At 56.8% G+C, this 17696-nt stretch carries 18 protein-coding genes; 11 read left to right on the top strand and 7 right to left on the bottom strand.

The features are described from left to right. Window positions 1–19 precede the first annotated feature (19 nt). Window positions 20–877 (bottom strand): N-acetylmuramoyl-L-alanine amidase AmiA, encoded by an 858-nt coding sequence (gene amiA / locus F3J39_RS08030; RefSeq protein WP_145340209.1) that lies wholly within the window; start codon window positions 875–877, stop codon window positions 20–22. 209 nt (window positions 878–1086) lie between these two features. Here amiA and F3J39_RS08025 point away from each other — a divergent pair, with 209 nt between their 5' ends. The 9 genes from F3J39_RS08025 (at window position 1087) to F3J39_RS07985 (ending at window position 9338) form a co-directional block, all read left to right on the top strand. Beyond that, a complete protein-coding gene (locus tag F3J39_RS08025; protein ID WP_039379472.1) occupies window positions 1087–1512 on the top strand; it encodes a GNAT family acetyltransferase in 426 nt (141 codons plus the stop codon). 77 nt (window positions 1513–1589) lie between these two features. After that, window positions 1590–2204: an RpoE-regulated lipoprotein gene (locus F3J39_RS08020; RefSeq protein ID WP_071668087.1), complete on the top strand. Its 615-nt coding sequence runs from the start codon at window positions 1590–1592 to the stop codon at window positions 2202–2204. A 203-nt stretch (window positions 2205–2407) separates the two neighbouring features. Next, complete coding sequence (locus F3J39_RS08015; RefSeq protein WP_166714046.1) at window positions 2408–3424, top strand: sulfate ABC transporter substrate-binding protein; 1017 nt, start codon at window positions 2408–2410, stop codon at window positions 3422–3424. Next, on the top strand, window positions 3424–4257 hold the full coding sequence (gene cysT / locus F3J39_RS08010) for a sulfate/thiosulfate ABC transporter permease CysT (protein WP_039379465.1): 834 nt from the start codon (window positions 3424–3426) through the stop codon (window positions 4255–4257). Before F3J39_RS08015 ends, cysT begins: the two co-directional genes overlap by 1 nt. Beyond that, complete coding sequence (gene cysW, locus F3J39_RS08005; protein WP_104085263.1) at window positions 4257–5129, top strand: sulfate/thiosulfate ABC transporter permease CysW; 873 nt, start codon at window positions 4257–4259, stop codon at window positions 5127–5129. The genes cysT and cysW overlap by 1 nt, the downstream gene beginning before the upstream one ends. Next, entirely contained in the window at window positions 5119–6207 is a 1089-nt protein-coding gene (gene cysA, locus F3J39_RS08000) for a sulfate/thiosulfate ABC transporter ATP-binding protein CysA (RefSeq protein WP_166714045.1), read from the top strand. Before cysW ends, cysA begins: the two co-directional genes overlap by 11 nt. Before the next feature lie 72 nt (window positions 6208–6279). Continuing rightward, on the top strand, window positions 6280–7161 hold the full coding sequence (gene cysM / locus F3J39_RS07995; RefSeq protein WP_166714044.1) for a cysteine synthase CysM: 882 nt from the start codon (window positions 6280–6282) through the stop codon (window positions 7159–7161). A gap of 141 nt (window positions 7162–7302) precedes the next feature. Continuing rightward, window positions 7303–7983 (top strand): response regulator transcription factor, encoded by a 681-nt coding sequence (locus F3J39_RS07990; RefSeq protein ID WP_039379457.1) that lies wholly within the window; start codon window positions 7303–7305, stop codon window positions 7981–7983. Then, window positions 7980–9338 (top strand): ATP-binding protein, encoded by a 1359-nt coding sequence (locus F3J39_RS07985; protein ID WP_166714043.1) that lies wholly within the window; start codon window positions 7980–7982, stop codon window positions 9336–9338. The genes F3J39_RS07990 and F3J39_RS07985 overlap by 4 nt, the downstream gene beginning before the upstream one ends. Window positions 9339–9392: 54 nt before the next feature. On the opposite strand, the gene crr is transcribed toward F3J39_RS07985, so the two are convergent. The 6 genes from crr to cysZ form a co-directional block, all read right to left on the bottom strand. After that, complete coding sequence (gene crr / locus F3J39_RS07980; RefSeq protein ID WP_039379452.1) at window positions 9393–9896, bottom strand: PTS glucose transporter subunit IIA; 504 nt, start codon at window positions 9894–9896, stop codon at window positions 9393–9395. A 42-nt stretch (window positions 9897–9938) separates the two neighbouring features. Next, complete coding sequence (gene ptsI / locus F3J39_RS07975) at window positions 9939–11666, bottom strand: phosphoenolpyruvate-protein phosphotransferase PtsI (protein ID WP_039379450.1); 1728 nt, start codon at window positions 11664–11666, stop codon at window positions 9939–9941. 157 nt (window positions 11667–11823) lie between these two features. Then, complete coding sequence (gene ptsH / locus F3J39_RS07970) at window positions 11824–12081, bottom strand: phosphocarrier protein Hpr (protein ID WP_007889063.1); 258 nt, start codon at window positions 12079–12081, stop codon at window positions 11824–11826. A gap of 180 nt (window positions 12082–12261) precedes the next feature. Further along, window positions 12262–12456 carry a hypothetical protein gene (locus tag F3J39_RS07965; protein WP_039379447.1) on the bottom strand — a complete coding sequence of 65 codons (195 nt, stop codon included), beginning with the start codon at window positions 12454–12456 and terminating at the stop codon, window positions 12262–12264. 16 nt (window positions 12457–12472) lie between these two features. Continuing rightward, window positions 12473–13444: a cysteine synthase A gene (gene cysK / locus F3J39_RS07960; protein WP_039379445.1), complete on the bottom strand. Its 972-nt coding sequence runs from the start codon at window positions 13442–13444 to the stop codon at window positions 12473–12475. A gap of 142 nt (window positions 13445–13586) precedes the next feature. Next, window positions 13587–14345, bottom strand: coding sequence for a sulfate transporter CysZ (gene cysZ / locus F3J39_RS07955; protein ID WP_039379442.1), 759 nt, complete (start codon window positions 14343–14345; stop codon window positions 13587–13589). A gap of 217 nt (window positions 14346–14562) precedes the next feature. Between cysZ and zipA the strand changes: the two genes are divergently transcribed. Both zipA and ligA read left to right on the top strand, forming a co-directional pair. Beyond that, window positions 14563–15576, top strand: coding sequence for a cell division protein ZipA (zipA, locus tag F3J39_RS07950; RefSeq protein ID WP_166714042.1), 1014 nt, complete (start codon window positions 14563–14565; stop codon window positions 15574–15576). Window positions 15577–15676: 100 nt separating this feature from the next. Further along, window positions 15677–17695: an NAD-dependent DNA ligase LigA gene (ligA, locus tag F3J39_RS07945; RefSeq protein WP_145340201.1), complete on the top strand. Its 2019-nt coding sequence runs from the start codon at window positions 15677–15679 to the stop codon at window positions 17693–17695. Window position 17696: the final 1 nt, after the last annotated feature.

Raw genomic sequence — 17696 nt, 5'->3', positions numbered from 1 at the left:
AGCTTACCACAGCCCGGGATCACGCCTGGCGACGATCGTATGCGGCAAAATAGTTAACAATTCCGCTGGCAATGGCGGTGGCGATCTTATGGCGAAAGGCGGGAGTGCCCAGCAGCTGCTCTTCATGCGGATTGGTAATAAACGAGGTTTCAACCAGCACGGAGGGAATAGAGGGCGACTTCAGCACGGCAAAGGCGGCCTGCTCGGTATGCTGACTGTGCAGATGATGCACCGGGCGGATCTGATCCAGGACGTGCTTGCCCAGCGTCAGGCTGTTGCGAATCGTATCGGTCTGCACCAGATCAAACAGAATCTCATTCAGATAGTGATCTTTCTGCTGTACGGCGGCGCCGCCTGCTTTATCTGCATCGTTTTCACGCTGCGACAGATAGCGTGCCATTGCGCTGCTGGCGCCGCGATTGGAGAGGGCAAATACCGAGGCGCCGTTGGCATCCGGGCTGGTAAAGCCGTCAGCGTGAACCGACATAAACAGGCTCGCGCCGTGCTGATGTGCAATCTCCACCCGCTGATAGAGAGGGATAAAGTGGTCACTGTCGCGCGTCAGTCGCACCTCAATATGCGGATGTGACTGCAGCAGCGTGCGCACGGTATTGGCAATCTCCAGAACAATATGCTTCTCCTCCGCGCCTTCCTGTCCCACCGCGCCGGAGTCGATACCGCCATGACCGGGATCGATCATCACAATTCGCTTACCGCTGGCAGCAGGTTTCGGTGCGGCATGACGCGCCGCCGCTGTGATCTCTGCCCGCGTCTCCTTCGCCTGAATTGCGCGCGGCGAAAGCACTGCCAGCGCCAGTCCCGAAAGGATCAGCTGGCGGCGGTTAGTCAGGCGTGAAAGCAGTGAAATCTTTTTCATTTACAGGTCCCTGGCGGAGAAATAAGCCCAGTGTTATAACGTAACCGCCGCAGCACGGCGACCCCGCAACCATTTCAGCGTATTACTTTGTATTGCACGGTGCTAACCGGGATTTAGCCGCTTTTTTCTGCCATTGCGGAGCAGGAGGGTTGCGCCACGCAAAGAATGCGTGATAATCAGCGAATTATGCCGATCAGCAGGATACGTCGATGGAAATTCGCTCTTTCCGCCAGGAAGATTTTGATGAAGTAATCACGCTCTGGGAGCGTTGCGATCTGTTACGCCCGTGGAACGACCCGGAGCTGGATATCGAACGCAAAATGAATCATGACCCGGAACTGTTTCTGGTCGCTGAAGTGGGCGGCGAAGTGGTCGGCACGCTGATGGGCGGCTACGACGGTCATCGCGGCTCAGCCTACTATCTGGCTGTGCATCCGGACTATCAGGGGCGCGGCTTTGCCAATGCGCTGATGAACCGGCTGGAGAAAAAGCTGATTGCCCGCGGCTGCCCGAAAATTCATCTCATGGTGCGGGAAGAGAACGATCAGGTCGTGGCATTTTATGAAAAGCTCGACTATGAACCCGTGGAGGCGCTGCTGCTGGGCAAGCGGCTGATTGAAGATCGCGAATATTGATTGATCCGGCCGGCTAAACTTTTTGCCATCGCGTGACTCCAAGAGGCACGCAATAAAGTTGAAACCATGGAGTTAGCATGAAAGCTGTACGTTTTGCGGCGCTGGCGGCGGCGCTGGCCGTGTCAGGCTGCGCCACTACTGGCCAGGCACCGGCAGAGCATGAGAGCCACTGGTATAATCCACTGACTTACCACTGGGCCGCGCTCAACCCGCTAAGCTGGTTTGGCGGTTCTCTGCAGGTAACTGAGCAGGGTGTGGCGGGTCTCAATGGCAGCACCCTGATGAGTGAATCGGCTATTTCGCAGGCGCTGAATAATGATTACCAGCTGCGGCAGGGTATGCGCAGCGAACAGGGCGAGGTGGCTGAGTTCTGGCAGGCGCTGCAGGATGGCAAGGTGAAGCTGATCATCAGCGGTAAACCCACCGTTGAACGGATCGAGGTGCTGGATGCGGCAGCGGAGAGCAGCAGCGGCAGTAAAATCGGTGACCGCTTCAGCGATACGTTCACTAAAGCCTTCAACAACTGCAAAATGGTCGCAGGCCTCGATGCGCACGACGTTGAGTGCCAGGCGCCGGGCAGTCAGCATATCTTCTATGTCTACAGCGGCAAATGGCACGGCCCGGCGGGTCTGATGCCTTCAGATGACACGCTGAAAAGCTGGACGATCAGTAAAATTGTCTGGCAGCGCTAACCCTGCCGGGGGCCGCTTTCAGGCGGCCCACACCCGCCTGCGTATATTTCTGAAAACCTGCTTTTCTCTGCCGATCGCTTATGCCTTTTTCGACTTTTAAATCCCCAAAAGATATATAAAACCGTTACTGCTTTCCGGGAAGTTATAAATACACTGACAGCATCTACTGGCCCAGGCTGGATTTCTATTTATCAGGGTGCTGCATGACACTTCCGGTTTTGAAAACATGGCTCAGCGGCGTGACGCTGTCACTGTCGCTGGCAGCGGCGGCGCAGGCAACGGAGCTGCTGAACAGCTCGTATGATGTGTCACGCGAACTTTTTGTGGCACTCAACGCACCCTTTGAACAGCAGTGGGATGCGGCACACCCTGGCGATAAACTCACGATTAAGCAGTCTCACGCCGGCTCGTCCAAACAGGCGCTGGCTATCCTGCAGGGGCTGCGGGCAGATGTCGTTACCTACAACCAGGTCACTGATGTGCAGGTGCTGCATGATAAAGGCAACCTGATTGCCGCTGACTGGCAAAGTCGTCTGCCAAATAACAGCTCGCCGTTCTACTCCACCATGGCGTTTCTGGTGCGCAAAGGTAATCCAAAGCAGATCCATGACTGGGCCGATCTGGCGCGCGACAACGTAAAGCTGATTTTCCCGAATCCGAAAACCTCCGGCAACGGCCGCTATACCTATCTTGCCGCCTGGGGCGCAGCGGAAAAAGCTGACGGTCAGGATCGCGCAAAAACTGAAGCCTATATGCAGAAGTTTTTGAAGAACGTTGAGGTGTTTGATACCGGCGGGCGCGGCGCGACCACCACGTTTGCTGAACGCGGTCTGGGTGACGTCCTGATTAGCTTTGAGTCAGAAGTAAACAATATCCGCAATCAGTATGGCAAAGATGATTACGAAGTGATTGTGCCGCGCAACAACATCCTGGCGGAGTTCCCGGTTGCCTGGGTAGATAAGAATGTGGCGCATAACAACACCGCTGACGCAGCTAAAGCGTATCTGAACTATCTCTACACCCCAGCGGCTCAGGCGATTATCACCCGTTACTACTACCGCGTGAATAATCCACAGCTGATGGCAGAGCAGAAGGATCGCTTCCCGCAGACCACACTGTTTAACGTCCATGAGGCGTTTGGCGGCTGGGAGCAGGTAATGAAAACGCATTTCGTCAGCGGCGGTGAGCTGGATAAATTACTGGCAGCGGGGCGCGGCTGATGTTTGCTACAGCACAAAAACGCGTCCTGCCAGGTTTCGGCCTGAGCCTCGGCACCAGCCTGCTGTTTACCTGCCTGATTCTGCTGCTGCCTATCAGCGCGCTGCTGATGCAGCTGTCGCAGATGACGCTGGCGCAGTACTGGGCGGTGATCTCCAGTCCGCAGCTGGTAGCGGCTTATAAAGTAACGCTGCTGTCAGCCGGCGTCGCGTCGCTGTTCAACGCGGTGTTTGGCATGCTGATGGCGTGGATCCTGACCCGTTATCGTTTTCCGGGGCGTACGCTGCTGGATGGCCTGATGGATCTGCCGTTTGCCCTGCCCACAGCGGTAGCGGGGCTGACGCTGGCCGGACTCTTTTCCGTTAACGGCTGGTATGGTCAGTGGCTGGCGCATTTTGATATCAAAGTCTCTTATACCTGGATTGGTATCGCAGTAGCGATGGCCTTTACCAGCATTCCGTTTGTGGTGCGTACCGTTCAGCCAGTACTGGAAGAGCTGGGCCCGGAATATGAGGAAGCGGCGGAAACGCTGGGTGCCACGCCGTGGCAAAGCTTCCGGCGCGTGGTGCTGCCTGAGGTGGCTCCGGCGCTGCTGGCCGGAACGGCGCTCTCGTTTACCCGCAGCCTCGGGGAGTTTGGTGCGGTGATCTTTATCGCCGGCAACATCGCCTGGAAAACGGAAGTGACGTCACTGATGATTTTTGTTCGTCTGCAGGAGTTTGATTATCCGGCCGCCAGCGCTATCGCCTCGGTGATCCTTGCCGCCTCGCTGCTGCTGCTGTTTGCCATTAATACGCTGCAGAGCCGCTTTGGCCGTCGCCTGGGAGGTCACTAATGGCGGAGATTTCACACCTCAATCGCGCTGAGCGTGAGCCTTTTAACTGGGGCAAATGGCTGCTGATTGGCACCGGTGCACTGATATCGATACTGCTGCTGGTAGTGCCGATGATCTCTATCTTCTGGGAGGCGCTGGCGCAGGGCGCAGGCCAGGCGTTCAGCAACCTGCAGGATGGCGACATGCTGCACGCGATCTGGCTGACGGTGCTGGTTGCGCTCATTACCGTTCCGGTAAACCTGGTGTTTGGCACGCTGCTGGCGTGGCTGGTCACCCGCTTTACCTTTCCGGGACGGCAGCTGCTGCTGACGCTGTTTGATATTCCGTTTGCGGTATCACCGGTGGTGGCGGGCCTGATGTATCTGCTGTTCTGGGGCGTTAACGGCCCGGCGGGCGGCTGGCTCGATGCCCACAATATTCAGATTATGTTTGCCTGGCCCGGCATGGTGCTGGCGACCGTATTTGTCACCTGTCCGTTTGTGGTACGTGAGCTGGTACCGGTGATGCTGAGTCAGGGGAGTAACGAAGATGAAGCTGCGGTGCTGCTTGGCGCATCGGGCTGGCAGATGTTTCGCCGCGTAACGCTGCCCAACATTCGCTGGGCGCTGCTCTACGGCGTGGTATTGACCAACGCGCGCGCCATCGGTGAGTTTGGGGCGGTGTCGGTGGTGTCAGGATCGATTCGCGGTGAGACCTATACGTTACCGCTTCAGGTTGAATTACTGCATCAGGATTACAACACCGTGGGCGCATTCACTGCCGCCGCGCTGCTGACCCTGATGGCAATTGTAACGCTGTTTCTGAAAAGCGTGGTGCAGTGGCGATTAGAGCATCAGCAGAAGCGCCAACAGGAGGAAAATCATGAGCATTGAGATCAAACAAATTAATAAAGCCTTTGGCCGCACCCCGGTGCTGAATGATATCTCTCTGGATATTCCTTCCGGCGAAATGGTGGCGCTGCTGGGCCCTTCCGGATCGGGCAAAACCACGCTGCTGCGTATTATCGCCGGGCTGGAGCATCAGAACAGCGGACAGATCTATTTTCATGGCAAAGATGTCAGCCGCATTCACGCCCGCGATCGCCAGGTGGGATTTGTTTTCCAGCACTATGCGCTGTTCCGCCATATGACGGTGTTTGACAATATCGCCTTTGGCCTGACGGTGCTGCCGCGCCGCGAGCGCCCTTCAGCCGCTGAGATCAAACAGCGCGTCACGCGCCTGCTGGAGATGGTACAGCTGGCGCACCTGGCAAACCGCTTTCCGGCCCAGCTCTCTGGCGGACAGAAGCAGCGCGTGGCGCTGGCGCGTGCGCTGGCGGTAGAGCCACAGATCCTGCTGCTGGATGAGCCGTTCGGCGCACTCGATGCGCAGGTGCGTAAAGAGCTGCGCCGCTGGCTGCGTCAGCTGCATGAAGAGCTGAAATTTACCAGCGTGTTTGTTACGCACGACCAGGAAGAGGCGATGGAAGTCGCGGACAGCGTGGTCGTAATGAGCCAGGGGAACATTGAACAGACAGGTTCCCCGGATGAAGTATGGCGCGAACCCGCTACCCGCTTTGTGCTGGAGTTCCTGGGCGAGGTCAATCGCTTTGAGGGCGAAGTGCACGGATCGCAATTCCACGTTGCCGCCCATCACTGGCCGCTGGGCTATACGCCAGCGCATCAGGGTCGCGTTGAACTCTTCCTGCGCCCGTGGGAAGTGGATGTCTCACGGCAGAGCAGCCTGGAGACGCCGCTGCCGGTACAGGTGCTGGAAATCAGTCCGCGCGGACACTTCTGGCAGCTGGTGGTACAGGCCTCAGGCTGGCATGAAGAGCCGTTTACCCTGGTCTTCGAAGGTGAGCAGGCGGCCCCGGTACGCGGTGAGCGTCTGTTTGTGGGGCTGCAGCAGGCCCGCCTCTATCAGGGGAATAACCCGCTGCGCCCGGTTGCCTTTGCCGAGAGCGCCTGATATTTTGACATCTCTTTCGGGCGGGACTTTCCCGCCCGTTTTTATTGCCTCTCTTGCGCCTGGAAAACGATCGTGACCACTCTGGAAAATACCATCGGCAATACGCCGCTGATCAGGCTGCAACGCCTGTCGCCCGATAATGGCAGCGAAGTCTGGCTGAAGCTGGAGGGGAATAACCCGGCCGGCTCAGTGAAAGATCGCGCGGCCTGGTCGATGATTCATCAGGCTGAGCTGCGCGGTGAAATCAGGCCCGGCGACAGGCTGATTGAAGCCACCAGCGGCAACACCGGTATTGCGCTGGCAATGATCGCCGCGCTCAAAGGGTACAGGCTGCGGCTGCTGATGCCGGAGAACATGAGTCAGGAGCGGCAGGATGCGATGCGCGCTTACGGGGCCGAACTGGTGCTGGTAAGGCGTGAACAGGGCATGGAAGGCGCACGCGATCTGGCGCAGGCGATGGCCGATCGCGGCGAAGGCCGGGTGCTGGATCAGTTTAACAATCCCGATAATCCGCTGGGCCACTATCTCACCACTGCACCGGAAATCTGGCAGCAGAGCGGCGGGCGCCTGACGCATTTTGTCTCCAGCATGGGCACCACCGGTACCATCAGCGGCGTGGGCCGCTTTCTGAAAGAGCACGCGCCGGCGGTTAAAGTGATTGGCCTGCAGCCGCAGGAAGGCAGCGCAATACCCGGTATCCGCCGCTGGCCTGAAGCCTATCTGCCTGGCATCTGGCGCCCTGAGGTGGTAGACGAGATCATGGATATGGGGCAGCAGGAAGCGGAAGAGACGATGCGTGCGCTGGCGCAGCGTGAAGGGCTGTTCTGCGGCGTGAGCTCCGGCGGCGCCGTGGCGGGGGCGCTGCGCATCGCCCGGGCGCAGCCCGGCAGCGTGATAGTGGCGATCGTCTGCGATCGGGGCGATCGTTATCTCTCCACCGGTGTTTTTCACTGACAGCATCTGCCCGGTCAGCCTGCTGCGCTGACCGGCTTGCCGCTTCTGTATCCGCGCATCTGACTGTAAGGATCGCGTAAATCCTGCTGCGTTTCTCCCGCAATCGGCACAAAATAGCACCACTTTAGCTGAGAGAAACCGATGAAAATCCTGCTTGTTGATGATGACGCTGAGCTGGGCACCATGCTCAGCCAGTACCTGCTTGCTGAAGGCTTTGAAACGCAGCTTGCCCTGACCGGCAGCGCCGGGATTGAGGGGGCACTGTCAGGCAGCTACAGCGCCATGATCCTGGATATCATGCTGCCTGACATGAGCGGCACCGACGTGCTGCGTCAGGTGCGCCAGAACAGCCGCCTGCCGGTGATCATGCTGACGGCAAAAGGCGACAATATTGATCGCGTGATCGGGCTGGAGATGGGCGCGGATGATTATGTCCCGAAACCCTGCTATCCGCGCGAGCTGGTGGCGCGCCTGCGTGCAGTTTTGCGCCGCGTGGAGGAGTTGCCGGCGGTGGCGGATAAAAAGGAGCCGCTCTGCCTGGGTGACCTGACGCTCAACCCGGCGACCCGCGTTACCGCATGGCAGGGCAGGGCGCTGGAGCTGACCGCGTCAGAATTTAACCTGCTGCAGCTGCTGCTGCGGGCGCCTGAGCGGGTGGTAACCAAAGATGAACTCTCTGAGCAGGGGCTGGGACGGTCGCGGGAAGCTTACGATCGCAGCGTTGATGTCCATATCAGCAATATCCGGCAGAAACTGGCGGCGCTGACAGCTGAGAGCGTGACGATTGAAACCGTGCGCAGTATTGGCTATCGCATCCGATGAAGCGCAGCTATCGCGGGCGCATGTTCTGGAAAATTCTGCTGGGTTTCTGGCTGGTATTCCTGATTATCAGCCAGCTGCTCTGGCTCGGCTTTGCGCTGTCGGGTAGCCGGCATGAGCCGCCCGACATTGCCGCGGTACGGCGCATTGTGAATCTGCAGATGGCCTCCGCTGTCTCCGTTCTTGAGCGCGGCGGTCCGGCTGCGCTTGACGACATGATGGCTGACTGGTCTGCAGAAGATCGTCAGTTTTTCTCGGTGCTGCCCCAGCGTGCGACGGCGCCGCGCGCCGCCGGCAGGACGCAGGCAGCGTTTGGCGCGCCGTTTCACGGCCCCATTCCTGACGTGATAGTGCGCCAGGTAACAGACGCAGACGGCAACGGCTGGGAGCTGCGTTATGACGTCAGGGCGTTGCGGCGCGACAGCACCATAGGCGAGCGCCCGCGCCGCATTCTGAATATTCCGCAACCGATGTTTATCTTCGCCGGTGCGCTGGGGCTGCTCTTCAGCCTGCTGCTCGCCTGGAATCTTACGCGCCCGATGCGCCAGCTGCGCGAAGGATTCGCCCGCGTAGCCAGTGGCGATCTCTCGGTGCGGCTCTGGCCGCTGATGCGCCGTCGTCACGATGAACTCTCCAGCGTGGCGCACGATTTTGATGCCATGGTAGAACGGCTCGATACGCTGATTAACGCCCGCGAGGCGCTGCTGCACGATATCTCTCACGAGCTGCGTTCACCGCTGGCACGCCTGCAGCTGGCAACCGGGCTGGCGCGTCAGACGCCGGCAACGGTCGCGGTATCGCTTAACCGCATTGATGAGGAAGCGCGTCGCCTCGACAAGATGATTGGCGAGCTGCTGACGCTGTCACGCGTCAGTCACGAAAGCCTGCCGGGAGAAGATTACTTTGATCTTCTCGGGCTGCTGGAGGTGGTTATAACCGATCTGCGCTATGAAGCGCAGCTGACTGGCGTGCTGGTGGAGTTTACCGCCGATGAGACGGCTGACTATACGGTGCGCGGTAACGCCGAGCTGATCCGGCGCGGCGCAGAGAATGTATTGCGAAATTCGCTGCGTTTTTCGCAGCAGGGGCAGGTGATCCGGGTAGATCTGCACGCGGAAGCCGCCTGGCTGACGATCTGCATCCGCGATAGCGGACCCGGCGTCGATCACAGCAAACTCTCCAGTATCTTCGATCCCTTTGTGCGGGTAAACACGCCGCTGGCCGGAAAAGGTTACGGCCTCGGGCTATCTATCGTCCGTAAGGTGATGCTGGCTCATCATGGCGAAGTTCAGGCGCAGAATATGCCGGAAGGTGGTCTTGAGGTGATTCTCAGGCTCCCGCACTGGCGCAAAGCGTAGCGAAAACAAAAACGGCACCCATCGGGTGCCGTTTTCAGAGAGTGCTAACGTCCGTTATTTTTTGATACGAATAACCGGCGTTTCGCCAACAGTTACCTGACCGGAAAGCTTGGTCAGATCTTTGATCTCATCCATATTCGAGATCACAACCGGTGTCAGCGTGGATTTCGCTTTCTCTTCCAGCAGCGGCAGATCGAACTCGATCACAACGTCGCCTTTTTTCACTTTCTGACCTTCTTCGGCGATACGTTTGAAGCCTTCACCTTTCAGCTCTACCGTATCGATACCGAAGTGGACAAACAGCTCAATGCCGTTGTCTGATTCAATGGAAAACGCGTGGTTAGTTTCGAAAATCTTGCCGATAGTACCATCAACCGGTGCAACCATTTTGTTGCCAGTCGGTTTGATTGCGATACCATCGCCCACGATTTTCTCAGCAAACACGACATCAGGTACGTCTTCAATATTGACAATTTCGCCTGACAGAGGCGCAACGATATCGATAGTCCCTGACGCGCTCTCTGATTTTTCGCCAAAAAGTTTAGAAAACAAACCCATGATCTTCTCCTAAGCAGTATTTTGGGGCCAGCATCACGTGGATCAGCAGAGCGTTTTTTCTTTAATGAACTTGTTGACCAGATTCATCAAATCTTCCGCTGTGGGTTGAGCCAGAGCCTGCTCTGCCAGAGCCTTAGCATCTTCGTAATTGGTATTACGAATGATTTTCTTGATGCTCGGGATCGAAATGGCACTCATGCTGAATTCGTCCAGCCCCATTCCCAGTAACAGTAGTGTAGCACGTTCATCACCCGCCAGCTCACCACACATGCCGGTCCATTTCCCTTCGGCATGTGATGCGTCGATCACTTGCTTAATGAGGCCAAGTACAGATGGCGTCATTGGGTTATAGAGGTGTGAAATCAAATCATTACCACGATCGACCGCCAGAGTATACTGCGTCAGGTCATTTGTCCCAATACTAAAGAAGTCGACTTCTTTCGCCAGATGACGGGCGATAACGGCTGAAGCCGGGGTTTCCACCATGATGCCCACTTCAATGGACTCATCAAAGGCTTTGCCCTCTTCACGCAGCTGCGCTTTCAGGGTCTCCAGCTCCGCTTTCAGGAAGCGTACTTCTTCCACCGAAATAATCATCGGGAACATGATACGCAGCTTGCCAAAAGAGGAGGCGCGCAGAATGGCGCGCAGCTGGGCATGCAGGATCTCTTTACGATCCATTGCGATACGAATTGCACGCCAGCCGAGGAACGGGTTCTCTTCTTTCGGGAGGTTCATGTAAGGCAGATCTTTATCGCCGCCGATATCCATCGTGCGCACGATAACCGCCTGAGAACCTACGGCCTCTGCGACGGCTTTATAGGCCTGGAACTGCTCCTCTTCTGAAGGCAGCGAATCACGGTCCATAAACAGGAATTCGGTACGATAGAGGCCCACGCCTTCTGCACCATTACGCTCTGCACCCGCCACGTCGCGAACGGTACCGATGTTGGCGCAGACTTCAACCTGATGACCATCCAGCGTAATGGCAGGCAGATCTTTCAGCTTGGCCAGCTCATGTTTCTCAGAAAGGTACTGAGTCTGAATCGCTTTCAGCTCTTCCTGTTCCGCTTCAGTTGGATTGACATAAATTTTATTGTTTACGCCATCCAGAATCAGAAAATCACCGTTTTTAACGGTGGTAGTCACGCTACCGGTGCCGACAATCGCAGGCAGTTCCAGCGAGCGCGCCATGATTGAGGTGTGCGAGGTGCGTCCACCCAGATCGGTGATAAAGCCCAGCACCTTTTTCAGGTTAAGCTGCGCAGTCTCTGATGGAGTCAGATCTTTTGCGACCAGAATCGCTTCTTCAGCAATAGAGCCGAGATCGACCATATGCAGGCCAAGAATGTTCTGCAGCAGGCGCTTACCGATATCACGTACGTCAGCTGCGCGCTCTTTCAGATACTCATCATCGAGCTCTTCCAGCGCTTTAGCCTGGCCTTCAACCACAGAGTGAGCCGCAGCGTCAGCGGTGACATGATCTTTTTTAATCAGGTCAATGATTTCCTGCTCAAGCTCTTCGTCTTCCAGCAGCATGATGTGACCTTCAAAGATCGCCGCTTTCTCTTCACCGAAGGTTTCACCGGCTTTGACGCAGATCGCCTGAAGCTGTTCTGCTGCTTTGCTACGTCCATCAAGGAAGCGCTGAACTTCCTGATCAACCTGGTCGTCTGTAATCTTTTTACGGTTGATGACGATCTCATCTTCTTTCAGCAGCAGTGCTTTGCCGAAAGCGATACCCGGTGATGCTAAAATGCCTGAAATCATAACCCTACCTTTTTATCACGATGGCTCGTTGACCCGATGCATTGCCATTGTCGTGGAGCAGTACTCTAGTGAAGCGATATCGCGGACAGGTTGTCCGCGATCAAGATAGTTGCACTCAATGGGGCAAAGGAGTCGATTTGGTGGTGACCGCGCGAAGTTACTCGAGCTCGGCCATCAGCTTAACCAGATGTTCAACTGCCTGCTGCTCATCTTCACCTTCAGCAGAGAGCGTGACCACGGTTCCCTGGGTCAGACCCAGCGTCTGCAGCTTAAACAGGCTTTTTGCGCTGGCAGATTTGCCGTTGGAAGTCACAGTGATTTCTGACTGGAACGCCTTAGCTTCTTTGACGAACTGTGCAGCAGGACGCGTGTGCAGACCGTTTGGTGCGGTAATGGTAACTTCTTGCTGGAACATGCTATTTCCCCAACTTTTTCAGGTTTGGTGTTATGGATCTAAAGTCTAGCCTGGAGCCGTAACTTTAGCCTGTGTAGGTACGCTGGTATGGCATCATGCTGACCAGAAAAGGACGCTCTGATGAATAAGCCATTTTTGCAATGACGGATCAACAACTGCGTTTGTTCGTCACCGGGTTAATTATGCCGTGATTCGCCATTTCGCCAAATCAGTAAATCGATTCAGCTTGATCCACTTCAAGGGCAGATTAATTTCAGGCACCGAAATAATTGGCAGCTTAAATACCAGAGCGGCATCACTGAAATCAATCTGCCCGGTGATGAAAGTGAGATCTGCGCCACAAAAAAGCACCCGAAGGGGTGCTTTTTTCGACACTTTAAGACTTTGACGATTACTGCTGCAGCTCTTTTTCCGTGAACAGATCGGCAAAGAGTGCGGTGCTGAGATAGCGTTCGCCGGAAGAGGGCAGGATCACCACAATATTCTTGTTTGCGAAGGCTTCATCTTCCTGCAGCTTCAGCGCAGCAGCCACCGCCGCACCCGATGAGATGCCGGCAAGAATACCTTCTTCTTCCATCAGCTGACGCGCCGTGCTGATCGCTTCATCGTTGGTGATGGCAATAACCCGATCGACCAGCTGCAGATCAAGGTTACCGGGAATGAAGCCTGCGCCGATGCCCTGAATTTTATGCGGACCCGGTTTGATCTCTTCACCCGCCATCGCCTGTGCAATAACCGGCGAGTCGGTAGGTTCTACCGCCACGGTAATTAGCTCTTTTTTGCCTTTGGTATTCTTGATATAGCGACTTACGCCGGTCAGGGTGCCGCCGGTTCCTACACCGGCAATAAAGACATCAACTTCGCCATCGGTGTCTTCCCAGATTTCCGGCCCGGTGGTTTTTTCATGAATCTCCGGGTTAGCCGGGTTGCTGAACTGCTGCAGCAGAACATACTTATCCGGATCGCTGGCAACAATCTCTTCCGCTTTGGCGATGGCGCCTTTCATGCCTTTTGGCCCTTCGGTCAGCACCAGATTGGCACCCAGCGCTTTCAGCAGCTTACGACGCTCAATTGACATCGTCTCTGGCATGGTCAGCGTTAGCTTGTAGCCGCGTGCAGCGGCGACGTATGCCAGGGCGATACCCGTGTTACCGCTGGTCGGCTCAACCAGTTCTACGCCAGGCTTCAGAATTCCGCGTTTTTCTGCATCCCAAATCATATTGGCACCGATACGGCACTTGATGCTGAAGCTCGGGTTACGCGACTCGACCTTCGCCAGAATACGTCCGTTACCGATGCGGTTCAGTCGAACCAGCGGCGTATGACCAATTGTCAGCGAGTTGTCTTCGTAGATCTTACTCATTGCCCGTCCTTAACTGTATGAAATATTGGGAACCCTTTGAGGATACCTGTTCTGTCTCCGCGCGGAAGGAAAGAAATAGTATATCTATATAGCCCGTGACCATAAGCCGTGCGGAAAAATGCATAAGCCTGGATCGCTGCGGTTAATGACGAGCTAAATCAGCACGATAGCGATCGACCCACATCGCGGTCGCCCCGCATACGGCCACCGGCATAATCACCAGATTCAGAATAGGTATCATGGTAAACAGGCTGACCATCGCGCCAAACTGCATATTGGCGACTTTATGCCGCCGCAGGGCAGTGCGCATATGCGGAAAGCTGACCTTATGGTTGTCAAACGGATAGTCGCAGTACTGGACAGAAAGCATCCATGCGCTGAACAGAAACCACAATACCGGCGCCACTATCTGACCAAAGCCAGGGATAAAATAGAGCAGCAGCAGGCCCAGCGCACGCGGCAGGTAGTAACCCAGCTTCTGCAGTTCACGTTTCATAATGCGCGGCAGATCTTTAAGCAGGCCCATCCAGCCACTGTCAGGCAGCGGCCTGCCGGTGAGTTGTCCCTCCAGCTGTTCAGCCAGCAGGCCGCAAAAGGGAGCGGCAATCAGGTTGGCGAGCGTGGAAAAAAAATAGCCAAACACCAGCACGATTGAAATCACTGAGAGCGGCCAGATGAGATAGCTCAGCCACTGCAGCCAGTCGGGCACGTGTGAAAGCAGCTGAGGGATCCACTCTCCTAGCCGCCGGAACAGCCAGTAAAACGCGCCGCCGAGCAGCAGCACATTCACCAGCAGCGGCACAATGACATAGCGGCGGATCCCCCGCATATGCACCAGGTTCCAGCCGCGGGCAAAGTAGTGAAGACCATTAAATGATGAGACTGAATTCTCTGCGGGCATAACAAGCCTTTCTCCTGTAAGTAGCGGCATCAACATCATACCCTGGCTTTTCCCGGTGAGCTGGCCTGCTTTGTGCGAAAAAACAGCGAAAAAGCGTCGGCTGGCTATCTTATTTGTCAGAAAATAGTGCGCAGACTTGCACTTGTGTAGCAGGGCAAATACAGTTAGAGGATAAAGTTTGCCGTGGTGGCAAGGTATTGGAACAACAGAGAATACAATGATGCAGGATTTGCGTCTGATATTAATCGTTGTTGGCGCGATCGCCATAATAGCGCTGCTTCTTCACGGACTGTGGACCAGTCGTAAAGAGCGTTCGTCCGTATTTCGCGATCGCCCGCACAAACGTCTCAAACAGCGCGATGACGCGGATGACGATCTGCTGAGTGATGAAGAGGATGGCGTCGGTGAAGTGCGCGTCCATCGTCAGCATGACGACAGTAATGAACCTGTGTTCCCCGCGCCGCCAGCCAAACCGGCCGCGCCGCGAGCGCCGGAGCCGGCACGCCAGCCTTTCACACAGCATGAAACCCCGCTGACGGGCGATCCGCTGCTGGACAGCAAGCCTGCGCCTGCGCCTGCGCACTCCGCGCCGCAGCAGCCTGTTTCTCCGCCGCCTGTGCAGCAGCCTGCTGCGCCGCAGCCGGTTGCGAAACCGCAGCCTGCGCCGGTACAGTCCGATCCGCTGCTGGATAACGAACCTCTTCCAGCGGCACAGCCCGCTCCGGAATTCAGCGCTGCACCTGAGCCTGAAGCCGTACCTGAGCGTGAAGCGACGCCAGCCCCGCAGGAACCGCAGCCTGCAGCGCCTGGCAGTAAAAAAGAGACGGTACTGGTTCTGCACGTTGCCGCTCATGCAGGCGGTGCGCTCAACGGTGAAGCGCTGCTGCAGGGCGTGTTACAGGCGGGGTTCCAGTTTGGCGAGATGAACATTTTTCACCGCCATCTGAGTCCGGCCGGCAGCGGCCCTGTTCTGTTCAGTCTTGCTAACATGGTGAAGCCGGGTTCCTTCAACCCTGACACCATGGGCGACTTCACGACACCTGGCGTCTCAATGTTTATGATGGTGCCATCCTACGGCGACGCGCATCAGAACTTTAAGCTGATGCTGCAGTCAGCCCAGCGTATTGCCGATGACGTCGGCGGCGTGGTGCTGGATGACGAGCGTCGCATGATGACGCCGCAGAAGCTTGAGACTTACAAAGCCCGCATTCGCGAGGTGGTTGGCGGCTAACCGCTACGGCAGTATTACATGTTTACGCCCGCCATTTGCAGCGTGAAACAGAGTCACTCTCAACCCCCGCCAGCCGGGGGTTTTTTATCGGATAAACACTATGAAATCAGTTCAGGAGCAGATCGCAGCGCTCAGTACCACGCTGCGTCATCATGAGTATCTCTACCACGTGATGGATGCACCGGAAGTCCCGGATGCTGAATATGACCGGCTGATGAATCAGCTGCGCGAGCTGGAGCGTGCGCATCCCGATCTGATTACCCCCGACTCACCTACGCAGCGGGTCGGCGCGGCGCCGCTGACCGCTTTTGAGCAGGTGCGGCATGAAGTGCCGATGCTGTCGCTGGATAACACCTTTGATGAGGCAGGGTTCCGCGCCTTTAACAAACGCGTACAGGATCGGCTTAAGAGCAGCGATGAGCTGACCTACTGCTGTGAACTCAAACTTGATGGTCTGGCGGTCAGCCTGCTGTATGAAAACGGCTTACTGGTGCGGGCCGCTACCCGCGGCGACGGCACAACCGGCGAAAATATCACCGCTAACGTGCGCACCGTCCGGGCGATCCCGCTGCGGCTGCGGGGCGATAATATCCCGGCGCGGCTGGAAGTGCGCGGTGAAGTGTTTATGACTGAAAGCGGGTTTGAAAAGCTCAATGAGGAAGCGCGGCGTACCGGTGGCAAAGTCTTTGCGAATCCGCGCAATGCGGCAGCCGGCTCACTGCGTCAGCTCGATCCCCGCATCACCGCCAGACGCCCGCTAACCTTCTTCTGCTACGGCTTTGGCCTGCTGGAGGGCGGCGAGATCCCGGCCAGCCACTGGGAACGCCTGCAGCAGTTTAAAGCCTGGGGTTTACCGGTCAGTGAGCGGATCAAACGGGTTCATACCGCTGATGAAGCGCTGGCGTTTTATCATCATATTGAGCAGGAGCGGCCTGAACTCGGGTTTGATATCGACGGCGTGGTAATCAAAGTCGATTCACAGGCGCTGCAGGAGCGGCTCGGTTTTGTGGCGCGCGCGCCGCGCTGGGCGATCGCCTTCAAATTCCCGGCACAGGAGCAGCTGACCGTGGTGCGCGACGTTGAGTTTCAGGTCGGACGCACCGGAGCCATTACGCCAGTAGCGCGTCTCGAACCCGTGCAGGTCGCAGGCGTCATGGTAAGTAATGCCACTCTGCATAACGCCGATGAGATCGCCCGTCTCGGCCTGCGCATCGGCGACCGGGTAGCGATTCGCCGCGCTGGCGACGTGATCCCGCAGGTGGTCAGCGTGGTAGAGTCTGACCGGCCGGCTGACGCGCGTGAAATTGTGTTTCCGCAGCACTGCCCGGTGTGTGGCTCTGACGTAGAGCGGGTAGAGGGTGAAGCGGTAACGCGCTGTACCGGAGGGCTGATCTGCGGTGCCCAGCGTAAAGAGGCGCTTAAGCATTTTGTCTCGCGTCGCGCCATGGATGTGGATGGCATGGGAGATAAAATCATCGATCAGCTGGTTGAGAAAGAGTATGTGAAAACGCCAGCCGATCTGTTTCGCCTGACGGCCGGTAAACTGACCGGACTGGATCGCATGGGGCCGAAATCGGCACAAAACGTGGTGGCCGCACTCGAAAAAGCTAAACTGACGACGCTGCCGCGGTTCCTGTATGCGCTGGGGATCCGCGAGGTGGGTGAAGCCACGGCAGCCAACCTCGCCCGTCACTTTGGCGAGCTGGAGCGGGTGATGAATGCCGATCTCGATGCGCTGATTGCCGTGCCGGATGTGGGTAAGGTTGTTGCCGCTCACGTCCGCAATTTTATGGAAGAAGAGAGCAACCGTGAGGTGATCCGCGAGCTGACAGAAGAGATCGGCATTCACTGGCCTGCCGTCGCGGTGATCAAAGCAGAAGAGATCGATAGTCCCTTTGCCGGTAAAACGGTGGTGCTTACCGGCTCTCTGTCGCAGATGAATCGCGATGATGCGAAAGCGCGTCTTGCCGCGCTGGGCGCTAAAGTCAGCGGCAGCGTATCAAAGAAAACCGATCTGCTGATCGCTGGCGAAGCGGCGGGCTCCAAGCTGGCTAAGGCGCAGGAGCTGGGTATTCCGGTTATTGACGAAGCGGAGATGATCCGCCTGCTGGACGCATAAT

Source organism: Pantoea sp. Acro-807 (assembly GCF_011752675.1).
In the GTDB taxonomy this organism is placed as follows: domain Bacteria; phylum Pseudomonadota; class Gammaproteobacteria; order Enterobacterales; family Enterobacteriaceae; genus Pantoea; species Pantoea eucrina.
This window is presented reverse-complemented; position numbering and strand designations above follow the sequence as displayed.